Source organism: Fusobacterium ulcerans ATCC 49185, assembly GCF_900683735.1.
Taxonomy (GTDB): Bacteria; Fusobacteriota; Fusobacteriia; order Fusobacteriales; family Fusobacteriaceae; genus Fusobacterium_A; species Fusobacterium_A ulcerans_A.
This window is the reverse complement of the sequence record NZ_LR215979.1, coordinates 276751-299239: the sequence shown is the minus strand read 5'-3', so window position 1 is coordinate 299239 and position 22489 is coordinate 276751. Positions and strand designations below refer to the sequence as shown.

The 22489-nt window shown below is 29.2% G+C and carries 18 protein-coding genes; 15 read left to right on the top strand and 3 right to left on the bottom strand.

The genetic code is table 11. The features are described from left to right. Positions 1-22 precede the first annotated feature (22 nt). The 3 genes from E0E45_RS01310 (at position 23) to E0E45_RS01300 (ending at position 4044) form a co-directional block, all read left to right on the top strand. On the top strand, positions 23-1987 hold the full coding sequence (locus E0E45_RS01310) for a fructose-1,6-bisphosphatase (RefSeq protein ID WP_130889484.1): 1965 nt from the start codon (positions 23-25) through the stop codon (positions 1985-1987). 91 nt (positions 1988-2078) lie between these two features. Further along, positions 2079-3449, top strand: coding sequence for an OmpP1/FadL family transporter (locus E0E45_RS01305; RefSeq protein WP_130889483.1), 1371 nt, complete (start codon positions 2079-2081; stop codon positions 3447-3449). 22 nt (positions 3450-3471) lie between these two features. Then, positions 3472-4044 (top strand): TetR/AcrR family transcriptional regulator, encoded by a 573-nt coding sequence (locus E0E45_RS01300; protein WP_130889482.1) that lies wholly within the window; start codon positions 3472-3474, stop codon positions 4042-4044. Between the two features lie 59 nt (positions 4045-4103). On the opposite strand, the gene E0E45_RS01295 is transcribed toward E0E45_RS01300, so the two are convergent. After that, positions 4104-5048 (bottom strand): D-2-hydroxyacid dehydrogenase, encoded by a 945-nt coding sequence (locus E0E45_RS01295; protein WP_130889481.1) that lies wholly within the window; start codon positions 5046-5048, stop codon positions 4104-4106. 161 nt (positions 5049-5209) lie between these two features. Here E0E45_RS01295 and trxA point away from each other — a divergent pair, with 161 nt between their 5' ends. Beyond that, positions 5210-5524 (top strand): thioredoxin, encoded by a 315-nt coding sequence (trxA, locus tag E0E45_RS01290; RefSeq protein ID WP_130889480.1) that lies wholly within the window; start codon positions 5210-5212, stop codon positions 5522-5524. Between the two features lie 34 nt (positions 5525-5558). Here the strand turns inward: trxA and E0E45_RS01285 are convergent, their stop codons facing one another. Together E0E45_RS01285 and E0E45_RS01280 are read right to left on the bottom strand one after the other, a co-directional pair. Beyond that, on the bottom strand, positions 5559-6230 hold the full coding sequence (locus E0E45_RS01285) for a Crp/Fnr family transcriptional regulator (RefSeq protein WP_130889479.1): 672 nt from the start codon (positions 6228-6230) through the stop codon (positions 5559-5561). Further along, a complete protein-coding gene (locus E0E45_RS01280) occupies positions 6227-6598 on the bottom strand; it encodes a hypothetical protein (RefSeq protein ID WP_130889478.1) in 372 nt (123 codons plus the stop codon). Before E0E45_RS01280 ends, E0E45_RS01285 begins: the two co-directional genes overlap by 4 nt. 247 nt (positions 6599-6845) lie before the next feature. Between E0E45_RS01280 and E0E45_RS01275 the strand changes: the two genes are divergently transcribed. From E0E45_RS01275 to E0E45_RS01225, 11 genes are all read left to right on the top strand, one after another. Continuing rightward, positions 6846-8246 carry an amidohydrolase gene (locus E0E45_RS01275; RefSeq protein WP_130889477.1) on the top strand — a complete coding sequence of 467 codons (1401 nt, stop codon included), beginning with the start codon at positions 6846-6848 and terminating at the stop codon, positions 8244-8246. A gap of 21 nt (positions 8247-8267) precedes the next feature. Continuing rightward, positions 8268-9638, top strand: coding sequence for a sodium/glutamate symporter (locus E0E45_RS01270; protein WP_130889476.1), 1371 nt, complete (start codon positions 8268-8270; stop codon positions 9636-9638). Further along, positions 9635-10840: a helix-turn-helix domain-containing protein gene (locus tag E0E45_RS01265; protein ID WP_130889475.1), complete on the top strand. Its 1206-nt coding sequence runs from the start codon at positions 9635-9637 to the stop codon at positions 10838-10840. The genes E0E45_RS01270 and E0E45_RS01265 overlap by 4 nt, the downstream gene beginning before the upstream one ends. Before the next feature lie 130 nt (positions 10841-10970). Continuing rightward, a complete protein-coding gene (locus E0E45_RS01260) occupies positions 10971-15320 on the top strand; it encodes a DUF5724 domain-containing protein (RefSeq protein WP_130889474.1) in 4350 nt (1449 codons plus the stop codon). 14 nt (positions 15321-15334) lie between these two features. After that, positions 15335-16000: a response regulator transcription factor gene (locus E0E45_RS01255; RefSeq protein WP_130889473.1), complete on the top strand. Its 666-nt coding sequence runs from the start codon at positions 15335-15337 to the stop codon at positions 15998-16000. Continuing rightward, entirely contained in the window at positions 15984-17312 is a 1329-nt protein-coding gene (locus E0E45_RS01250; protein WP_130889472.1) for a HAMP domain-containing sensor histidine kinase, read from the top strand. The genes E0E45_RS01255 and E0E45_RS01250 overlap by 17 nt, the downstream gene beginning before the upstream one ends. A 57-nt stretch (positions 17313-17369) precedes the next feature. Then, the gene (locus E0E45_RS01245; RefSeq protein WP_130889471.1) at positions 17370-17732 is read left to right on the top strand and encodes a hypothetical protein; all 363 of its coding nucleotides are present in this window, start codon (positions 17370-17372) and stop codon (positions 17730-17732) included. Between the two features lie 180 nt (positions 17733-17912). Next, positions 17913-18689 (top strand): Cof-type HAD-IIB family hydrolase, encoded by a 777-nt coding sequence (locus E0E45_RS01240; protein ID WP_130889470.1) that lies wholly within the window; start codon positions 17913-17915, stop codon positions 18687-18689. Positions 18690-18713: 24 nt separating this feature from the next. Next, positions 18714-19400, top strand: a complete 687-nt coding sequence (locus E0E45_RS01235) for a DUF554 domain-containing protein (RefSeq protein ID WP_130889469.1) — start codon at positions 18714-18716, stop codon at positions 19398-19400. A gap of 311 nt (positions 19401-19711) precedes the next feature. Beyond that, positions 19712-21229, top strand: coding sequence for an ABC transporter substrate-binding protein (locus E0E45_RS01230; RefSeq protein ID WP_130889468.1), 1518 nt, complete (start codon positions 19712-19714; stop codon positions 21227-21229). 33 nt (positions 21230-21262) lie between these two features. Further along, positions 21263-22444 (top strand): hypothetical protein, encoded by a 1182-nt coding sequence (locus E0E45_RS01225; RefSeq protein ID WP_130889467.1) that lies wholly within the window; start codon positions 21263-21265, stop codon positions 22442-22444. Positions 22445-22489: the final 45 nt, after the last annotated feature.

Here is a 22489-nt window from a genome sequence, read left to right as displayed (position 1 = left end):
TATTCAGTAAAGGGGATAACATATGAGTGGATTAGAAAAAGAAATAGCAGAACAAGAAAAAAAATATTTGACTCTTCTTTCTACTAAATTTAAAAATATTGGAGAAACTGCTACTGAAATAATCAACCTCCAGGCAATAATGAATCTGCCTAAAGGAACAGAGCATTTTCTTACAGATATCCATGGAGAGTATGAAGCTTTTAATCATGTGTTGAAAAACGGATCTGGTGCAGTAAGACAAAAAATAGATGAGGTGTTCGGGGACGACCTGAACATCTTTGAAAAAAAAGAATTGGCTACTGTCATATATTATCCTAAAGAGAAGATAGAATTTCTTGCAAAAGAGCTTAAAAATATGGATAAATGGTATAAGACTATCATATACCGTTTAATTGAAGTATGCAGTGTTGTATCTTCAAAATATACAAGTTCTAAAGTAAGAAAAGCTATGCCTAAAGATTTCTCATATATCATTCAGGAAATAATATATGAAAGAAAGGAACTCAAAAATAAAAGAGAATATATAGCAAATATTATTGATACTATCATTTCAATAGGAAGAGCTAAGGATTTCGTAATAGCTGTTTCCAATCTAATTCAAAGACTTATAATAGATAGGCTCCATATAGTTGGAGATATATACGATAGAGGACCTAGTCCTCATCTCATAATGGATACTCTTATAGATTATCATAATGTGGATATTCAATGGGGAAACCATGACATTCTTTGGATGGGTGCAGGTCTTGGGAGCAAGGCCTGTATCGCCAATGTCATAAGGATATGTGCAAGATATGGAAATAATGACATTTTAGAAGATGGATATGGAATAAATCTTCTTCCTCTTGCAGCTTTTGCCATGGAAAAATATGCAAATGATCCTTGTGAATATTTTAAAATCAAAACGAATAAAACTACTCCTTTAAAAGCTCAAATACATAAAGCTATTACTGTTATACAGATGAAAATAGAGGGAAATGTAATAGAGAGAAATCCAGAATTTGAAATGAGTCATAGAAATATGTTTAGGAAAACTGATTTTCAAAAAGGTACTGTAGTAATTGGTGGAACAGAATATGAGTTAAGAGATAAAAATTTTCCAACTGTTGATATTAACAACCCTTTAAAATTAACTCCAGAAGAAAGTGAAATTATGGAAAACCTTAGACTTGCTTTCTTGAGAAGTGAAAAGTTACAAAGGCATATCAGATTTCTTTTTGCTAAGGGAAGTATCTATCTAAGATGTAATTCCAACCTTCTTTATCATGGATGTATTCCATTAACTGAAGATGGCAAATTAGAAACAGTCAATGTGAGAGGTCAAAAAGTTAAAGGAAGAAAGTATTTAGATCTTGCTGAAAAAATATGTAGAGAAGCATATTTTAACAGAGCCAATAGTGCCAAAGAAAAATTAAATTGTGATTATGTATGGTATATGTGGTGTGGTAAAAATTCACCTATGTTTGGTAAAGATTCTATGAAAACTTTTGAAAGATATTTTATAGAGGATAAGGCTACTCATACTGAAAAGAAAAATAACTACTATACTTTCTATAATGAGGAAGCAACTTGTAATATGTTACTGGAAGAATTCGATTTGAATCCTAAAATTTCTCATATAGTAAATGGGCATGTCCCTGTAAAAGTAAAAAAAGGTGAATCTCCTATAAAAGCAAATGGAAAACTGTATATTATAGATGGCGGTTTTTCAAGAGCTTATCAGCCTGAAACAGGTATTGCAGGATATACTCTAATATACAATTCATATGGATTGAAATTAGTTTCTCATGCACCTTTTGAATCAACAGAAAAAGCTATAAAGGAAGGAAAAGATATAATCTCTTCCAGCCGTATAGTTAACACTAGTCAGAATAGAATAAGAGTTAAAGATACAGATATAGGTAAGGAGCTGCAAAATCAGATTAATGATTTGAAAAAGCTACTGAATGCCTACAGAAAAGGAATAATAAAGAGTAATGATGAATAAAGCATTAAAAATTTTTAATGCTTTATTCATTTTATTTTAACTAACTAGTGTTATATTACATATGTTATATAATAAATTCGTGGGAGGAAAAATGAGAAAAAAATTAGTTATACTTGCACTAACTGCTGTATTGGGGACAGGAGCTTACGCTGCATCAATTGACCATATTCAGACTTATACCCCTGAATATTTAGGTAACCAAGCACAAAACGGTATGATTAACAATGTTTCAGTTTACTATAACCCTGCTGGTCTTATGCAATTAGAAAGAGGAGCATATTTTCATGCTGGAATGCAGATTGCATTTGGTACTGAAGAAATGAAATATAAAGGAAAAACTTATGAAGCCGATTTATTCCAACCTATTCCAAACTTTGCATTATATAGTGTAAGAGATGAGAGAGCTATATTCTGGACATTTGGTGCAATAGGTGGAGGTGGAGATCTTGAGTATAAAGATGGAGTTGCAGGAATTGCTGTAGTTCCAGATATTATTGGAAGTACTTCTCCTCTGAATAGTTTATTGCCAAATACTAAAGATATAGGATCTTCAGCTGAAGGAACAAATATGTATGTACAAAATACTTTAGGTAGAGCTTGGATGATAAATGATAAACTATCTATGTCTATAGCTGCAAGAGCTGTATTAGGAATGAGAAATCTTAAAGGAGATTTAAATGTATCTCATGGTAATACTAATTTTAACAATGGACTTCTTCATGCTGATATTGATTCTGAAAGAACTGCCTGGGGATTTGGGGGACAGATTGGATTCAACTATAAAGCTTCTGACAGATTAAATCTAGCTTTAAGATATGATACAAGAATAAAAATGAATTTTAAAGCTTCTGGCACAGAAAATAAAGCTGACCTAAATTTTTCTACTCTTAATCCCTCATTTCCTAATTTAGGAAATCTTGGTTTTTCTGATTTTTATCCTGAATATGCTGATGGAGCAAAATATAGAAGAGATTTACCCGCTATTTTAGCAGCTGGTGCTTCATATAAAGTAACTGACAGATGGACTATGGCTCTAAGTGGAAACTACTATTTTAATAAAGATGCTAAAATGGATAAAACTAAAGGAAGTACTGTTCTAGCTACTCTTGGTTCTAAACACTTTGACCCTGAATATGATAATGGTTGGGAAATTGCAGTTGGAACAGAATATAAGCTGACTGATAAATGGACTTGGATAGGAAGTGTCAACTATGCCGATACTGGAGCTAAAAAAAATTCATATGATGATATAGAATATGCTTTAAACTCTATCATGGTAGGTACAGGATTAAAGTATAAACCAAATGATACCATGGAATGGGTGGCTACAGTTTCTCACTTCTTCTATGATGGAAAAACTGGTAACTATGTAGAAAAATACCCTGGTAAAACACAAGTTGTTGAACAAAAATATGATAAGAGCATAAGTGCTGTTGGACTAGGATTTACTAAGAAATTTTAATTAAAAATGGAGGAGGAATACAGTGCCTAAAAAAGCCATATTTACAAAAGAACAAATATTTAAGAAAGCCTTTGAGGTGTTCAAGCAGAATGGATTGGAAGCTATAACTGCTAGAAATCTGGCAAAATCTCTGAATTCCTCTCCAGCTCCAATATACAGTTTTTATACTTCATTGGATATCTTAAAAAAAGATCTGATAAATAAAGCTAAAGATGTATTCATGGAATATGTAAAAAAGCCTAATACAGAATATATATTTCTCAATATAGGAATAGGTGTATGTATGTTTGCAAGAGAGGAAAAACAGCTTTTCCATACGATTTTCCTAAAAGACAGTTCATACAGTGGACTTGTGAGAGAATTTAGAGATCTGATAAAAGTTGAAATGTCTAAAGACAGCAGATTTGATAAACTGGATGAAGAGTTTAAGACAAAACTTTTCCTAGACTGCTGGATGTATGCTCATGGTTTTTCTACATTGATAGCTACTAATTATTTCAAAGATGTATCAGATGACTTTATAAAAGAAAGACTGGTAGAGGGAGCAGCAACTATGCTGTATAAAAGATTGAGAGATTACAGTAAAAAAAATTAAATTAATGCAAAAGAGGATAGTGAAGGTTAGATTAACTTTTCACTTATCCTCTTTTTATATTACTTATTTACAACATTTTTGGAATTTCCTTCTAAATATGATTTTAAATTATCAAAGCAGATATCCATTATATTTTGTCTTGATTCTATAGCTGCCCATGCTATATGAGGTGTTACATTTATCCCTTCACAGTTTGCCATTGGATCATTTAAAGCAGGAGGCTCATTGCTCAGGACATCTACTCCAGCTGCATATACTTTTCCTTTTTTGACAGCTTCTGCAAGGTCTTCTCCATTTACTAATGGTCCTCTTGATGTATTAATTATTATTACCCCATCCTTCATCTTCTCTATATTTTCTCTGCAGATAAGATTTTTAGTTTCTGGCAGAAGAGGACAATGAAGAGTAATTATATCTGATGTTTTAAAAATTTCATCAAGAGATAAATTAATTACATCTGGATGAGTATTTTTATCATAAACAGCTACATCCATTCCAAAAGCTTTTGCTATATTTCCTACCTCTTTACCAATATTCCCATAACCTATTATTCCTATTCTTTTTCCATTTAATCCAATAATTGGTTTATACCAGTAGCACCATTCTATATTATTTGCCCATTCTCCTCTTTTTACTGACTCACTATGAAGAGCAACATTATTAGTTATCTCCAGTATATGAGCAAATGTCATTTGTGCCACTCCACTTGATCCATAATTAGGGGTATTTGTTACTATTATTCCTAATTCTTTTGCTGCTTCTATATCTATAATATTATATCCTGCTGCTGTTACAGCTATATGCTTTAAATTAGGAAGCTGCAGCATTCTTTCTCTGTCAAAAGGAACTTTATTAGTAATTACAATTTCGGCATCTCCTATCCTTTTCAGTACTTCCTCCTGTGGAGTTCTGTCATATATTGTTACATCCCCCAGCTCTTTGAACATATCCCAAGAAAGATCACCAGGATTTTCTGTGTACCCATCTAAAATAACGATTTTCATAATTTCCTCCTTAAAAAGTTCTGATTATTAATTTATATCCTATTCATGTAAAAATTTCAAATATAATTTTAATTTAATGTGATTTAGTCACAGACAAATTTTAAAATATGGTGTATAATTAAAACATAAATAAGAAAAAATATATTAAAGGAGGAAATGGTATGGCAATTTTACATATAACAAAAGAAAATTTTGAAAAAGAGGTTTTAAAATCAGAAGTGCCTGTATTAGTTGATTTCTGGGCAGCTTGGTGTGGACCTTGTAAAGCTTTGGGACCTATCCTTGAAGAAGTAGAAAGTGAATTAGCTCCAGGAGTAAAAATAGCTAAAATAAATATAGATGAACAAGAAGAATTAGCTGCTCAATTTAGAGTAATGAGTATCCCTACATTATTACTTTTCAAAAATGGACAGCCAGTTGAAAAGTCTGTAGGACTTGTATCAAAAGATAAAGTTATTGAATTAGGAAAAAAATAATATAATCAAAAAGGAGGTACAATGCCTCCTTTTTTTATTTTAGCTTTTCTAATTTACTTTTGTCTTTTATAATAATACTTCCTCTGGACAAAGATACTATTCCTTCTGTCTGAAAATATTTCAGCATACGAGAAACAACCTCTCTTGCACTTCCAAGATTTTTAGCAATATATTCATGAGTAAAATTAAGAATTTCGCTTCCTTTTTCCTTACTCTGCTCTAAAAGAAAAAGAGCCAGTCTTTTATCAAAACTCATAAAAAGTATCTGCTCCATTGCCCACATAGTTTCAGAGAAATGACAATTTATTATATCATTGCTGAAGCTTTCTACTTGTATATTATTATTTTTCAGTTCTTTAAATGCAGAAGAACTTATAAGAAATACTTCACTGTCTACCTCAGCATCCACCATAACACTAAATGTAATATTTTTTAAAATACATGATGCAGTTAAAAGACATGTTTCCCCTGCTCCCAATCTATACAAGGTAACTTCTCTTCCTTCTGGAGAGAGAATATATACTCTTAATTCACCTGTCTTTATTAAAAGAACTCCTGTACATTCTGTAGAATCATGAATAGTACTTCCAGCCTTATATAATTTTAATTCTGTATTGTTCTTTACAAGTTTTTTTTCAGAAGAAGAAAGCTCCTTCCAAAATGGAAATGACTCAGAAAAAAATCTTTCATTTTCTGAATTAATCATTTTTCCCTCCTAATTTGTTTTTGGCTAAATTCAGATATATATTTGCAATTTTTTAAAATAGTTTCAATATCTTTTATCACTATATCAAATTTTTTCTCATCTATACTGCTTTTATCTACCATTGGATAAAGTGCTGTTCTTTTGACAAAATCTATTATATCTACTACTTTGATATAATCTACTTCATCATTTTCTTTTAATATATTTTTTATAAATTTTAAACAAACTCCATAAGCTATACTCACATTTATCTCTGCTCCTTTTACTGAAACTGCATAAGGAGATTTAATTATAATAGAGTGAAGTGTTATCATAAGTTCTTTAAGTTTACTTTTCTCTTTTTCATAGTATTCTCTTCTGGTGCTCATTTACTTTATGCCCCCTGAATTTTACTTTGTTTTATATTATATCATATTTTTAGATTAACTCAAAAAAGATATTAATAACAAAGAAATATATATTAAAAAAATATAATTATATGAACAAAAATATATTAATTATATTATTTTAATTAAAATAATATAATTGACATTAGAAAAAAATATAGTATACTTCTTTTGAAATAAACAAAGTGTTATTTTGACCAAAATAATGTCCAAAATATAGGGGGTAAAAATGAGTAAAAAAACTATTGAAGATGTTGCAAAAAATATCTGGGAATATGCTGAAATAAGATTTAAGGAATATAAATCAGCAGAAGAATTAGCTCAATATGCCAGAGAAGCAGGATTTCAAGTTGAAATGGGTGTAGGAGGATTAGAAACTGCTTTTAAAGCTACTTATGGCAATGGACATCCTGTGATAGCAATTCTTGGGGAATATGATGCTCTTCAAGGACTCTCACAAGCTGAAGATTCTACTCACAAAGAAAAAGGGAAGCAGGAAATGAATGGTCATGGATGTGGACATCATTTATTAGGTGCTGGTGCCCTTTATGGAGCAGAAATAGTAAAAAATTATTTAAAAGAAAATAATTTAAATGGAACTATTGTATTTTATGGTTGTCCTGCTGAAGAGGGAGGTTCAGGAAAAACATGGATGATGAAGAATGGAGCTTTTGAAGGTGTAGACTTAGCTCTTACATGGCATCCATTTCCATATAATGGAGTTTTTTCTCTAGCTACATTGGCAAATTATCAGGTTTATTTCAGATTTGAAGGAAGAGGTTCTCATGCTGCAGCAAGTCCTCAGCTTGGAAGAAGTGCTCTTGATGCTGTAGAGTTGATGAATGTAGGAGCTAACTATTTAAGAGAACATGTAATACAAGAAGCAAGATTCCACTATGCTGTGACTAATACTGGTGGAATATCTCCAAATGTTGTACAGCCTGATGCTGAAGTATTATATCTTATAAGAGCTCCAAAATTAAATCAAGTGGAAGATATATTTCAAAGAATATGTAACATTGCAAGAGGAGCTGCCTTAATGACAGAAACTAAAGTAAAAATGGTTTTTGACAGAGGAACTAATGAATACAAAGGAAATAAAGAGATAGAAAAAATAATGTTCAAAAATTTGAAAAAATTTGAAAATATAGAATACACTGAAGAAGAACTTGCTTATGCTAAAAAATTTAAAGATACCCTTTCTGAAAAAGAAATAACTTCTGAATTTGGATGGATAGAAAAAGCTAGTGGAAAAGAGTGGAAAAATATTAAAGATATGATGTTAAATGAATACATTTTTAAAGGAAATATTCCTTATGATGAAAACTTCAATTATCTTTTATCAGGTTCTACTGATGTAGGAGATGTAAGTAAAAAAATGCCTACAGGGCAGATATTCACAGCATGTTATGCCCTTGGGACTCCTTCTCATTCTTGGCAGATGGTAGCTCAAGGAAAAAATAGTATTGCTATGAAAGGAATGAAATATGCAGGGCAGGTACTAGGTCAAACTGCTATTGATATTTTTGAAAATCCTGATCTTTATGAAAAAATTAAAAAAGAATTTGATGAAAATTACGAGGAATATGTTTCACCTTTAAAGTATGATAAAGTGCCAATAGAACTATAAAATTTAAAAAGGGGGGTTATAATGCAGCAAATATTTTATGTATTATGTTATTTAAGTTTTCTTCTTATCCTAGGAGTTTTTATTAAATCTAAAGTAAAAATATTCCAAAATCTCTTTATTCCTGCTTCTGTTATAGGAGGATTTATTGGATTGATATTTGGTCCAGAAGTTTTAGGAAGAGTATTTTCTTTCTCTCTTCCTGCTGCCTGGTTAAAAGAGATGGCTCTTCTTCCTGGATTGTTAATAGTTCCAGTAGTTGCTGCAGTTCCTTTAGGGCTGGAATTCAAAGGTAGCAATGGAAAAGGCGTGGTAAGAGATGTAGGGATAATGGGAGGAATACTTTTTATTGTAACGTTTTTGCAAGAGATAGTAGGATATTTTGTAAATTTTGTGTGTACAAGATTTTTCAATATTGATTTGTATGGTTCTTTTGGAGTTGAATTGAATGCTGGATTCTCTGGAGGACATGGAACAGCTGGTATGATAGGAAGAACTCTCCAAGAAATGAATATGGAATACTGGGCTTTAGCACAAGGGATTGCTACTACTACTGCTACTTTTGGCCTTATTGGAGGAATATTATTTGGAATATTTCTAATCAATAGAGCATGCCGTAAAGGAGAAACTTCTCTTTTAAGAAAGCCTTCTGATATACCTATGGAATTAAAAAGAGGTTACTATACAGATATCAGCAAACAAGCAAGTATTGGAAGAGAAACTATGCTTTCTTCATCAATTGATGTTCTTGCTTTTCATGTGGCAATAATATTTTCAGTATGTGGGGTTTCATATATAATTCTTACACTTGTAAAAAAATATAAAATTCCTGTACTTTCATCATTTTCTGTTTGGGCATTTGCAATGGTAATAATGATACTTGTATGGAAGGTAATTAAAAAATGGGGCTTAGAATGGTGTGTTGATACTAAAGTTAAAAGTAAAATAACAAGTATGCTTACTGAATTTGCAGTTGTAAGTGCTGTGGCTACTCTTCCTTTAAGAGCAGTATTTTCATACTTTATTCCAATAATGGCAATGATGATACTTGGATTCATAGCTACATGGTGGTGTATAAAATACTTCTCATATAAATATTATAAAGGAAACTATGCTTTTGAAAGAGCAGTTGCAATGCTTGGAACTTGTCTTGGAGTATTTCTTACTGGTCTTTTGTTATTAAGGATATGTGATCCAGAATTTTCTACACCTGTACTAGGAGATTATTCACTTGGATTCTCTCTTACAGCATTAATGGGACCAATCCTTATGGTAACATGTATCACTCTCAGTCTGGCTTATGGTCCTCTGATTCCTGTATTATTGAATCTTGGACTAATAATAATATTCTTTGGAATCATAGTTGGACTGGACAAAAAAGGAAAGACCGCATGATAAAAATTGGAGTAATTTCTCCTGAAAATTCTCTTCCTTTTATAAAGAAAGGAATAAATAAATCAGATAAATATTGTGTAGAATACTTTATCTATGAAAAATTAGAAGAAACTGTGGATATCTATAAAAAAAATTTCCACAAATTTGATGTTTTCCTTACAAGTGGTGAATTGGGAAAGACATTTCTTGAGGGAAAATTAAAAAAAATTATTAAACCTATATATTCTCTAGAAATAAAAAGAGAGGAGCTTTATCAAATACTTTTTAAAATTCTGAAAAATAAACATGATATAGATTTTTCAAAAGTATATATTGATTTTATAGATAAAAGCAACAAAGATTTTTATTTTAAAAATATATTTGATGGGGATGAGCCTTTTACTACTGAATTCAATATTGAAGATCCTATTCTTTATGAAAGAATACTCCATAATCATTTTATTCTCCATAAAGAAAAGAAAATACAGCTTTCTATTACCAGACTAAGTAATCTAACAGAAAAACTTGAAAAGGAAAAAATTCCATTTATATTTCTTTTTCCTTCTGAAGATAATATAAAAGATACCATAGAACATATGATATCTGAAATAAAAATAGCAGGGTTAGATGATAAAAAAATAGTGGTTGGAAAATTAAAACATTTTGATACCAACAAAAATTATAAATCTATATTAGAAAAATATGTTAAAAATTCAATAATTTATGAACTAGGAAATGAAATCGAGATAATAATGATTAAAAAAGATTTCACTGATTTTACAGAAAATCTATCTGGAAAAATTTTTTCAACAATAGGTATGATAACAGTAGGCTGGGGATGTGGGGATAGTATCTCAGAAGCTAGACTGAATGCAGAAAAAGCCTATGAAAAAAGTGAAATATATGGGGAAGAAATCAGTTATTTTCTTGAAAAAGGAAAGTTTACAGCTTTAAAAAGATTAAGAAAAAAAGATGTCAGGGATTTTGGAATATATGAAAAATTAAGAAAATTAAATATTTCCAAAGCTCTCTTTGAAACCCTTTTAAAAATCTATGAAAAAAATATCTGGATAACAGCAGAAGAGCTAGCTGAATATATCGGGCTCAGCAGAAGAACTGCCAGCAGAATATTGACAAAACTTAGAGAAAATAATTTAGCTGATATGACTTTAGAAGAAGGTTCTATTGGAAGACCTTCTAAAAAATATAAATTAAATTTTTAATAACTTTAAATGAGAATGTTCTGAATATTAAACAGTTCAGAACATTCTTATTTTTTATTTATGGATAAACTATTCTATGTTATAATATTTCATATAATAAGATACTTACAGAATAATTTTGGAGGGAAATGTGAATACTAATAAATTGCAGCTTGAATTAAACCAAAAATTAGAAAATAAAAATAAATTTTTCGATTTTATAAAAAAATTGATACTTAAGGATAAACACACTTCCCTATTAGACATAATTGACAGTAATCTTTTTAAACAGCTTGAAATAATATATGGAGATAAATTTATAAAAATATTAACTAAAATATGGGAAGATACTTTAAATTTCACTTATGAATCAGATCCTCTAAAACCTGCTTTTAGAGATGCTAAAAATACAGAACTTTATCTTTATCCTGCAATATCTAAACTTTGGAATCTTTTGAAATTATGGAATGATAAATTTAACATTTTAAATTTTATCATATCAAAAAGTGTTCCTCATGGCTGTACTCTTGAGGACATAATAGCCTATGAAATTGATAATGGCAATGAAAAGCTTTTATCTCTTTTATCAGAATATATTGAGGAAAGTAATTCTGATATTACAAATGATATAGTGAGAGGAATAGTAAAAAGTTCTGACTCTTCTCTTCAATTAAAATTATTTGCTCTTATCCTCAATGAAGATATACTCCCTGAATTAAAAAAATCTATTCTATTGAATGCTTCATGTGGAAATATTGAAGCCTTTAAAATCTTAATAAGTTTTATTCTTGAAAATGGTTTATACTCTTCTAATGAAGTTGTAGACTCTATATACGGCTGGACTGGTGTTAAATTAATATTTTTATATACTGAAGAAATAAAATTATTTTTTACTACAATAAATGATGTTCTTACTGATGGAAGTAAAAAAAATATAATCTATTCTTATGGAAACGAATCAGAATATATATTTTTTTCTTTATGGGCTGAAGGTTTAAAAGATTTTTCTTTGATGAAGGAAAAACTGTTTCTTTTAAACAAAAGTAGAAATAATACAGAAGTTTTAAATGCTCTTCACTATCTTTATTTAGTAGGAACTGAAGATGAGAGAATGGAAGCTGCTGTATACAGATTAAAAAAGAAAATAGAACCTCTATATGCTTATTATGTTATTCAAAACTATATAACCTCAGTTACTTATCCAAAACAACAAATAGTTCTAAAATTTTCAATTAAAGAGCAAAGAGATGCAACAATTCTCTCTGAAAATATGTTTTTACAGGATAAGGCATCTTTAGAACAGCACTTTGAAGCACTTTATAATTTAGCAATTGATATGAATCAATATATATACTCTTATGAAAAACCATTTTGCTGGTCTGAATATATAAAAGATCCCAATACTATATTTTATAAGCTTTTTGATATTATCGCTTATGATGGATTTTCTGAAGAAAAAATTGATAGATTATGTGATATTGTAATGCATTCAACTGATGAAACAATTTATTTCTTTTTCATTAATTTTGTAAAAGAAGGAAGAAGTGAAAGACAAAAACAATTCATTCTTTTTCTTTTAAAAGAGGGATCTTCTCTCTTAAAAGAAAGAGCAGTATTTACTATAAAAAAGTCTAAAAGGAATCTTACTTCTGAAGAAAAAGAAGTTATTATAAATATCTTCAGTACTCCTTTAAGAACTTCACATAGAGTATTTATTGCCACACATATTCTAGGATTTCAAAAAGATTTAATGATGGAAATTGTAAGTGAAATTGTTCTTACTAGAAATGATTCTCTAAAAAAAATTGCAGCTGAAATATTTTTAAAACGTCTTCGTAATGACAACACTTTCAATTCTTATCTTCAAGAATATAAGAGAAAAAAAGATGCTATTCTAAATAGAAAAAAAATAAATAATAATCATGAATTTAAAGATTATGAAGAAGCAACTGAAAAAGAAAAAAATTTCTTAAAAAGATTAGCAAGAAAAGGTGGATTTGGAATATATAATTCACAAAAAACACCCTTTCTTTTTGATCCATCAAGTGTAATTACTAGTGAAATTTCTTCCATTAAAGAATTTTTTAATATAGATTTAAAAAAATGGGAAGCTGAATTAAATAATTTTTCATCTAGGAATTTTTCAAAAATTTTTTCATTAAAGAATCTATTGGAGATAGATTTTGCCTTAAATTTTGAAAATTTTTTTGACTTAAATCCTAAATCAGTTGATGATGATTCTTCTGCTTTTTACTTTTTAATGTCTAATAACTTTAATTTAAAAAAAATGAAAAAAATTTCTGCTCTCACAAGAAAAAAAGATATTACTTCTGAAAAAATATTAGAAAAAATGAATAAACTCTATTCTAAGTTTGATTCTAAAGAAATATTTAATGTAAAAATGGATATAATAAATTGTTTCTTTAAAACTTTGTCTGAAGAAGATTTCCAAAATATTCAAATACTTCATTTTATGGAAGCCTTATTTGATCTTATATCTGAAAAAGATTTGAAAAATATAAATATGTTCAGAGTCTTTTTCTATAGTTATTACATTTTTTCTCATACTGTTGAGCTTTATGAAACAAAAAGATTAAATATAACTCATTTCTTAAGAGCTTTTGATATGAAGCTTATTTCAACAGATGGGGTATATAAAGAGCTTATTGAAAAAGAAAATAGCTTTAATCTGCTTTCAGATTTTTTTGATATGTCTCCTGAAGAAAGAAGAAAATATTCTTTTGACCCTAATGCAAAAACAAAAATAATTTCAACCATAGTAAAATCTGAAATAAGCAGAAAAAATGAAATAAGAAAAAGTGATCTCACTCATCTAGTTCCTGCAATAAAAGAGATAAAAGGAGCTTCTCTCCTTTTCTCTATATTAGAATTGATGGAATATGAAAGAATTGATATTTCAACTAGTTTTTCATCAAAACCTTCATCTAAAAAAGACACTTTAAATTATTTTTTATCTATCTCATCTCCACTTAAAAACGATACAGTGGAAACTATAAGAGAGCTGGCTTCTTTATTAGATAATCCTTATTCACTTAAAAAATCTCTATTATTTACAGCAGTTCATTTTCCTAAATGGAGACCATTGTTATCTGAATATCTTAATTATCCATATTTAGATGAAGTATACTGGTTTTTCAAAGCTCATTTAAATTATGAAAAAAATCTTGAGAATAGAATGAATATTTTAAAGTATACTTCTATAAGACCTGAAGAGTTTGAAAAAGGAAGATTTGATATAAATTGGTTTAAACAACTTCAAAATTTATTAGGAGAATTAGAGTTCGAACAAATTTATGACTCTTATAAAAACAGTCTTCCAAAATCTGAAGTTTTAGAAAGATTTGTAGCCTCTTTAGCTGGTATTTTTAACTTTAAAGATATTGATTCTTTAGAAAAGGAGATAAAAAAACAGAATAAAAAAGCTTTGCTTTGCTATTCTCTTCTCCCTTATGGAAAAATTTTAGATAAATCTATTGAAAATGTTTATGATACTATAAGATATCATGCTAAAACTGATGATTTGATGACAAGAACTCAGTCTGAAATAACTAATATTGCATTAAACAATTTTTTAGACAACATTGGATTCTCTTCAAGAATATTTTTAGAATTGAAATTGGATAAAGAACATCAGCCATTATTGAGAAATTTTACAAAAGATGATGGTATCACTGCAGCATATATTACTTTTATTCCTCCAGATAAACTTGTTTTAAAAAAATATAATGCTGGAGAATTACAGAGTTTTCAAAGGGAAAAATATATAATGAAGGCTTATGAAGCTGTTAGAAACTATAATATCCTTATAAAAGATTTAATAGAATATCTAAAATATGCTATGAATACGAGAAAAGAATTAATACATTCTGAAATATTTTCTTTAGGCAAAAATCCTCTTACATCTTTTATTACAAAAAATATTATATTTGAAATAGATAAGCATAATTATGGATTTACACGTGCTAACTCTTTTCTCACATTGGAAGGTAAAATGATTTCTATTTTAAAATCAAATAAAGTTAAAATAGCTCATCCTATGGAAATGCCTCGAGAAATTTTAAAAAATTTCAAAAATTATTTTAAAGAAAACGGTATTGTCCAAGAGTTCAAACAGCTTGATATAGAAGTATACAAACTAAAAAACAAAGATACTTATAAAAAAGAGATAAGTCATTTTCTTGACAAATACCTTTGTTATAATACTATATATGAATTTCTTATTAATAATAGATGGGAAAAAATTAATGAAAATATTTTTATTAAACCATATCCTCAAGATAATCTGGCTATTAAATTAGAAATCGGGTATTCTACTTCTAAGGATGATAATAAAACAGCATATATTTCATCTGTAGATTTTCTTAATATTAAAGAAAATAAAGCTGAACCATTCTCAAAAATACCTAACAGAATTTTATCAGATATTTTATATGATTTAAATCATATTTCTGCCCATACTGATAATAAAAAATTAAAATAATATGGAGATAAAATATGACAAAAAAAATTTTGATAGTAGAAGATGAAAAAAATTTAATTAAAGTAATAGAAGATACTTTACTGGAAGAATCTTTTCTTACTTATAAAGCATTAGATGGAGAAACTGCTCTAGATATGTTTTATGAACATAATCCTGATCTTATATTACTTGATATAAATCTTCCTAAGATGAATGGATGGGAAGTCTGCCAGAACATAAGAAAAGAATCAAATATTCCTATAATAATGATGACTGCAAGAGATTCTGAAATTGATGAGTTAAAAGGTTTGAGTATTGGAGCTGATGATTATATAACAAAACCTTTTAGTTTAAAAGTTTTAAGTGTAAAAATTAAAAAAATGCTTAAAATAGATGAAAACAGCTCTTATAAATTTAATGATCTTTCTTTTGATTTTAGAAGTGGAGAACTTACAGTAAATGGTGAAAGTATTGAACTCACAAGAAGAGAAATTCAATTTTTAGAATACCTCATAAAAAATAAAGGAATAATTTTTTCCAGAGATGTTCTTTTAAATGAAGTCTGGGGATTTGATTTTGAAGGTGATGACAGAGTGGTGGACACTTTAGTAAAAAGGCTTAGAAAAAAGCTTGGAAACTATAGTGAGATGATTAAGACTGTAAGAGGAATGGGGTACATATTTGATGAAAATAAAAGTTAATTTTTTCCAAAAAATTTTTATCTTTTCAATTTTTATAGTTATATTTACTGTTTTAACTGGATATATCCTCAATATATTTTTCTTGGATGATTTCTATGTATATAGAAAAAAAGAAAAAATGATGGAAGCAGTTAATATTTCTAAATCTTTTATAAATGATGATGAGATTTTCAAAGAATATGCAGAAGACCTCAGAGATAAGGAAGGTATAGATATAGCCATAATTAAAAGAAATAATATGCATAAAATGATGAGAGGTAAAAGAGAAGATATGCATAATAATTCACTTCCTCCTACGGGTTTTAATGTTACAAATATTTCAAGAACAAATATAAAGCTCCTTGTATATAATGAAGTACTCCCTGATGGGCGTATACTTGGTTTAAGAACTTCTCTGTCTGTTATGAGTGCACACAAGCATGAAATGTATATATTTAATTTGCTTACTACTATAACATCAGTACTTCTAAGTATGGTAATAGGAAGAGTTTTTTCTAAACAGATAACTAAAAATATCAAAAAACTAAATAGAGTAGCTGGAAAAATATCTCTGCTGGATTTTTCTGAAAAAACTGAAATTAAAAGTGGAGATGAAATAGGAGAATTAAGTCAAAGCATTGATAAAATGTCTGATAATCTTTCTCTTTCCATTGAAAATTTAAAAGCTTTTGCTTCTAATGCTTCACATGAATTAAGAACACCCATTACAGTTATAAGCACTTATGCACAAGCTCTTATTAATGGAATAGTTAAGACTGATCAGGAAAAATCTCAGTACTATAGAGCAATAGCAAAAGAAAGTATGGATATGAATGAACTAGTTGGAAATCTTCTCACTATTTCAAGACTTTCTTCTCCAGGAATAAAATTAGAAATGAAAGAAATTGTAATTCTGGAGATTTTAAAACAAAGTATTGAAAAATATGAAATGCTTGAATTAGAAAAAGATATAGAATGGGATATAGAAATCAAAGATCAAAAAGTTTTCTGTGATATAAAAATATTTAAAATAGCTTTTGATAATATTATTCAAAATGCCTTAAAATATTCTAAAGAAAATAACATCATCTCTGTCTATGAAGATAATGGAAAAATATGTATTGAAAACAGTATAGCTGGAGAAAGTACTGGAGATATTTCCAAACTATGGGAACCCTTTTCCCGTGGGAGCAATGCTAATGAATTAAGTATAGAAGGAAATGGATTGGGACTTTCTATTGTAAAAAAAATTATGGAGTTAAATAAAATTGCCTGTGGTATAAATTTAAAGAATAAAAAATTTACTTTTTGGTTTGACATATTGAGGTCATAATCACATGATATTATTTTCTTACATAAAGATAAACAAAATACATGGAGGATGATAAATATGAAAAAATTTACAATAGTAGGAATTATGTTATTAGCTTTAGGAGCTACTGCATTTGCAAGAGGACACCAAAACTGGGATGGAAATAATATGATGAAAAGAGGACATCACTCTGGTTCATACTGTGGTGGTATTGGAACTAATCAAAATGGATTTAAGAGAAGTCCTGAAATGGAAAGATCAAGACTTGTTATGGATGAAAAAAGATTAGAAATCAGAAAAGAACTTATCAAAGATAAACCTGATTGGAACAAAGTTGAGAAACTAAATACAGAAATTGCAAATGAACAAGGAAGAATGAGAACAGCAGCAATGAGAACAAGAGTTGAATACGACCAAAATCTTGTAAACAAACCACAATAATTAAGATAAAAATAATAACTTCCAACCATTAAAAAATATCAAGGGGCTCAAAAACATTTTGAGTCTCTTTTTCATTTCTTTAATTAATTGTTCTCTTTACTTTCACTATCATAATAGGTTAAAATATAAAAATAATACTTGAAAAAAATAAATCAGATATAGGACAGGGGGAAACAAAAAATGAAATTAGTTGTATCAGATCTAGACGGAACTCTTTTAAATATGGAAAGTCAGATCACTGATTATACAAAAACAGCTGTAAAAAAACTAGTCAATAATGGTGTTGAGTTCGCTATAGCTACTGGAAGAGGAAGAGCCTCTGCTATAAGATTGAAAAAAGATATAGGATTAGATATTTATCTTATCTGTAACAATGGTGCCAACATATATGATAAAGAAGAAAAAAGTATATTTGAAAAAATTATTGATAAAAAAACATCTCAAGAAATAATAAAACTTTTAAGAGAAAGAAAAATAGCATATAATGGATTTATTGATGATGATTTCTACCGAGATGAATATGATAAAAATGATTACAGCAGAAGACTTGACTTTGTAGAACACATTCTTGGTGATATTGAAGATTGTCCTGCCCTTCATAAAATAATAATAGTAGAAGATGCTGATATCATTCTTAAAGTAAACAAAGAGCTGAGAGAAAAATTTTCTGATGTAGTTGAAATAACTATTTCTGATCCTGAATGTATTGATATAGTTCCTAAGGAGTGCAGTAAAGGAAATGCACTTAAAGTTATAGCTCAACAGCTTGGAATAGATATGAATAAAATCATGGCTTTTGGTGATGGAGAAAATGATCTTGATATGCTTAGAAAAGTTGGTCATCCAGTAGTTATGGAAAATGCTCAGGAAATAGTAAAAAGGGAGATAAATAATACTGCACCTAAAAATATTGAAAATGGTGTAGCTTTATATTTAGAAAAGTTTTTTAAACTTTAAAACAAAATATCAGGGGGGAATAAAATGCTGGGAAATATTGTAAATACAGCTGCTGTCATTCTTGGAAGCCTACTTGGTATGTGGCTGAAAAAAGGTATTCCTGACAGAATAAAAGATATAATAATGACTTCTATGGGACTTTCCATATTAACTTTAGGAATTAAAGATGGAATAAACTTTGATAATGGTATGCTCATAATATTATTTATGGTTATTGGTGGAATCATTGGAGAACTTTTGAGAATAGATGAAAGACTTACTATGCTTGGCGTTTATTTAGAAAAAAGATTTTCTAAAAATGGTGGAAATGATATAGTTAAGGGTTTTGTTACCACCAGTATTATGTTTAATGTAGGAGCAATGGCTATTGTTGGTTCTATAAAAAGTGGACTTTCTGGTAATAATGAAATCCTCTTCATAAAAGCACTTCTTGATGGAGTTGCCTCACTTATTTTTTCATCAAAATATGGAATAGGAGTTTTATTCTCTGCAGTTACTGTATTTGTATATCAAGGGTCCATATTTCTTTTTGCTTTTTTTATAAAAAGTGGATTAGATGATGCTGTCATCAATCAGATATCTGTTGTGGGAGGTCTTATGATGATAGGGTTAGGAATAAATCTTTTATTCAATAAAGATATAAAAATAGGAAATCTTATGCCAGCATTATTCATTCCTATTATATATAAAGTTATCATATCATTTTTTTAGTACTACAATAAAAAAATATTGACACATGAAAAAAAAAGTAGTACTATTAATACCATAAACAAAAATTCAATTGAAAAAGGAGATATTTTATGTTAAGCAACACTTTAAAAAAAGTCATAATATATATACATACACTACTCATATCATGATTTAAAGGGTTGATTTTTCACATAATATTTCTTATGTTAATCAAGCCTGTTTTCAGTATACAAAATACAAAGAGGCTTGGGATTAAAAAGGGGTTAAAGCTTAGGCCTATTCTATATTTATAGACCTAAGCTTTTTTATTAAATTTTTTTAAGGGGGAGAAAATGAAAAAAATATTTTTTATCTTTCTGGTGATGTTGGGACTCATAGGATGTTCTGATAAAGCAGAAAAAACAGCAGGAACTGAAAAACCTAAAAAGGAACAAGTTTTAAGAGTCGGATTAAATGGAAAACCAAAAGGTGTTGATCCACACATGTATTCAGAAGTAATTGGGGGAATAATGTCTCAACAGATTTTTAACAGTCTGGTAGAGATAGATGAAAATGGAAACATAGTTCCTGAATTAGCTGAAAGCTGGGAATTTAAAGATCCTACTACACTTATATTCAAATTGCAAAAAGGAGTTAAATTTCACAATGGTGATGAATTAAAAGCTTCAGATGTGGTATTCAGTATTAATAGAATGAAAAATAAACCAGCAAGTATGGTTATGGTTGATCCTATTTCAGGAGTAGAGGCACTTGATGACTATACTGTAAAAATTACTCTGTCAAAACCTTTCTCATCAATATTGTATAATCTTGCTCATCCAAGAACTTCTATATTGAATGAGAGAAGTGTAAAAGAACAAAATGATGATCTTTCTATAGCTGGTATTGGAACTGGACCTTTCAAGCTTATTGAATGGGGAACTGGGGAACAGATTACTTTAGAATCTTTCAAAGATCATTTCCAAGGAGCACCTAAATTTGACAAGCTTCTAGTTAAAACTATAACAGAAAATACTGCGAGAGCTATGGCACTAGAAGCAAAAGATATAGACATTGCTTATACAGTTGCACCTATTGATTTAGAAAATCTTAAAAATAATCCTGATTTAGTAATTATAAGTAAACCTGTAGTTCTTACTGAAGCAATTACATTTAACTTTGATAAAGAAAAATTCCATAACAAAGCTCTTAGAGAAGCTATTGCTATGGCTATAGATAAAAAGGGGATTATAGATGCCATCTATAATGGTCTTGCTATTGAAGCAAACTCACCAGTTAGTAATGTGGCTTTTGGATATTCAGATAAAGTAACTGGTCTTCCTAGGGATATGGAAAAAGCTAAACAGATAGTTGAAGAAAATGGTTTAACTGGAACTAAATTAAAAATAATAACTAATGATAATCCATCAAGAGTACAAGTAGCACAAATTATTCAATCAAATCTTAAAGAAATAGGATTAGAACTTGAAATAGAAGTTGTAGCATGGGCTACTTATCTTCAAGATCTTGCTAATGCAAACTTTGAGATGAAACTTGGGGGTTGGAGCGGAGGAACTGGAGATTCTGATAATATCCTTTTCCCACTATATCACAGTAGTTCAGCTGGAGCAGCTGGTAACCATGGAAGATATAAAAATCCTGAACTTGATAAATATATAGAAGCTGGAAGAGCTACTTCTGACCCAGCAGAAAGAAAACATAACTATGAAATAGCTCAACAAATGATTCAAGATGATATTGCTTGTGTCCCACTTTATTATTCAATGGATAATATGGTTATGAGAAAAAATATCAAAAACTTTAAATTTAGATCTACATATTTCCATGTTATAAAAGACATTGAATTTTAATTAAATAAAAAATGCGATTAAGGGGGAAAATTTATGACGAACGCAGGTTACATGTTTTTATTTTTATTTTTAACGGTACTATTCTTTGCAATAGGTGACTTTTTAGGAGTTTTTACAAAAGCTAAGCTTTCATCAGTTTTTGTTGCAATGTTTTTATTCTTAGTAGGATTTATGACTAAAATGATTCCAGCTGATATGATTCAAAAAGCAGGTTTATCTCAATCAGCTGCTTGGAGTGCTCCTTTACTTATTTTCCATATGGGAACTATGATCAATATAAAAGAACTTATTGATGAATGGAGAACTGTAGTTATGGCTATTATTTCCATGATAGTTGGAATTATTGCTGTCTTTGCTGTTGTTCCTCTGGTAGGAAAAGAAGCTGCTGTTGTTTCTATTCCTATTATCAATGGTGGAATTATTGCTACTCAAATAATGACTGGTGCTGCTATGGAAAAAGGATTCCAAACTGTTGCTGCACTTGGTACTTTGGTATATGCTATTCAAAAATTTGTTGGAACTCCTCCTGCGTCATATTTTGGTATGAGAGAAGGAAGAAAAGTTCTTGAGCAATTCAGAGCAGGAAAAATTCAAGCTGCAACTGATGAAAAAAAAGCTCCTGTTAAAGAAGCTAGAATAACTTTTGCTAAAAAGAATGAAAAATATTTTACTTCTTTTACTTGCATGGCTATTGCTGCTGCTGCTGCTTTCATTTCAAGACTAGTTCAGGAAAAAACTGGACTTAATGCAAGTATCACTGCACTTTTATTAGGAACTATACTTTCATACAGTGGAGCTGTTCCTAATGCTATTCTTGATAAAGCAAAAGTTTCTGGATTCCTTTCATTTGCTGTTTTTGCAAGTTTGATTCCATCTCTTGCTAAAATATCTTTTGGAGATCTTACTACTTTAGGATTCCAATTATTAATAATCTTTGCTGCATTTGTTGTAGGAACATATCTACTTATTTATTTACTTCCTACATGGAAAATAGTTGGATCAAGAGATCTTGCAATGGGTATTGCAATGGCACAACTTCTTGGATTCCCAGCTACTTATCTTATTGCTAATGAAATAGCTACTGCTCTTACAGATGATGAAGAGGAAAAAAATGCTATACTTAAAAGAATAATTCCAGCATATGTTGTTGCAGGACTTGCTTCAGTAACCACTATTTCTATAATTATTGCAGGAATATTTGTTGAGCTTCTTTAATAAAAACATATCTTCATATAAACTTTAAAATTAATCTCTAGGAGG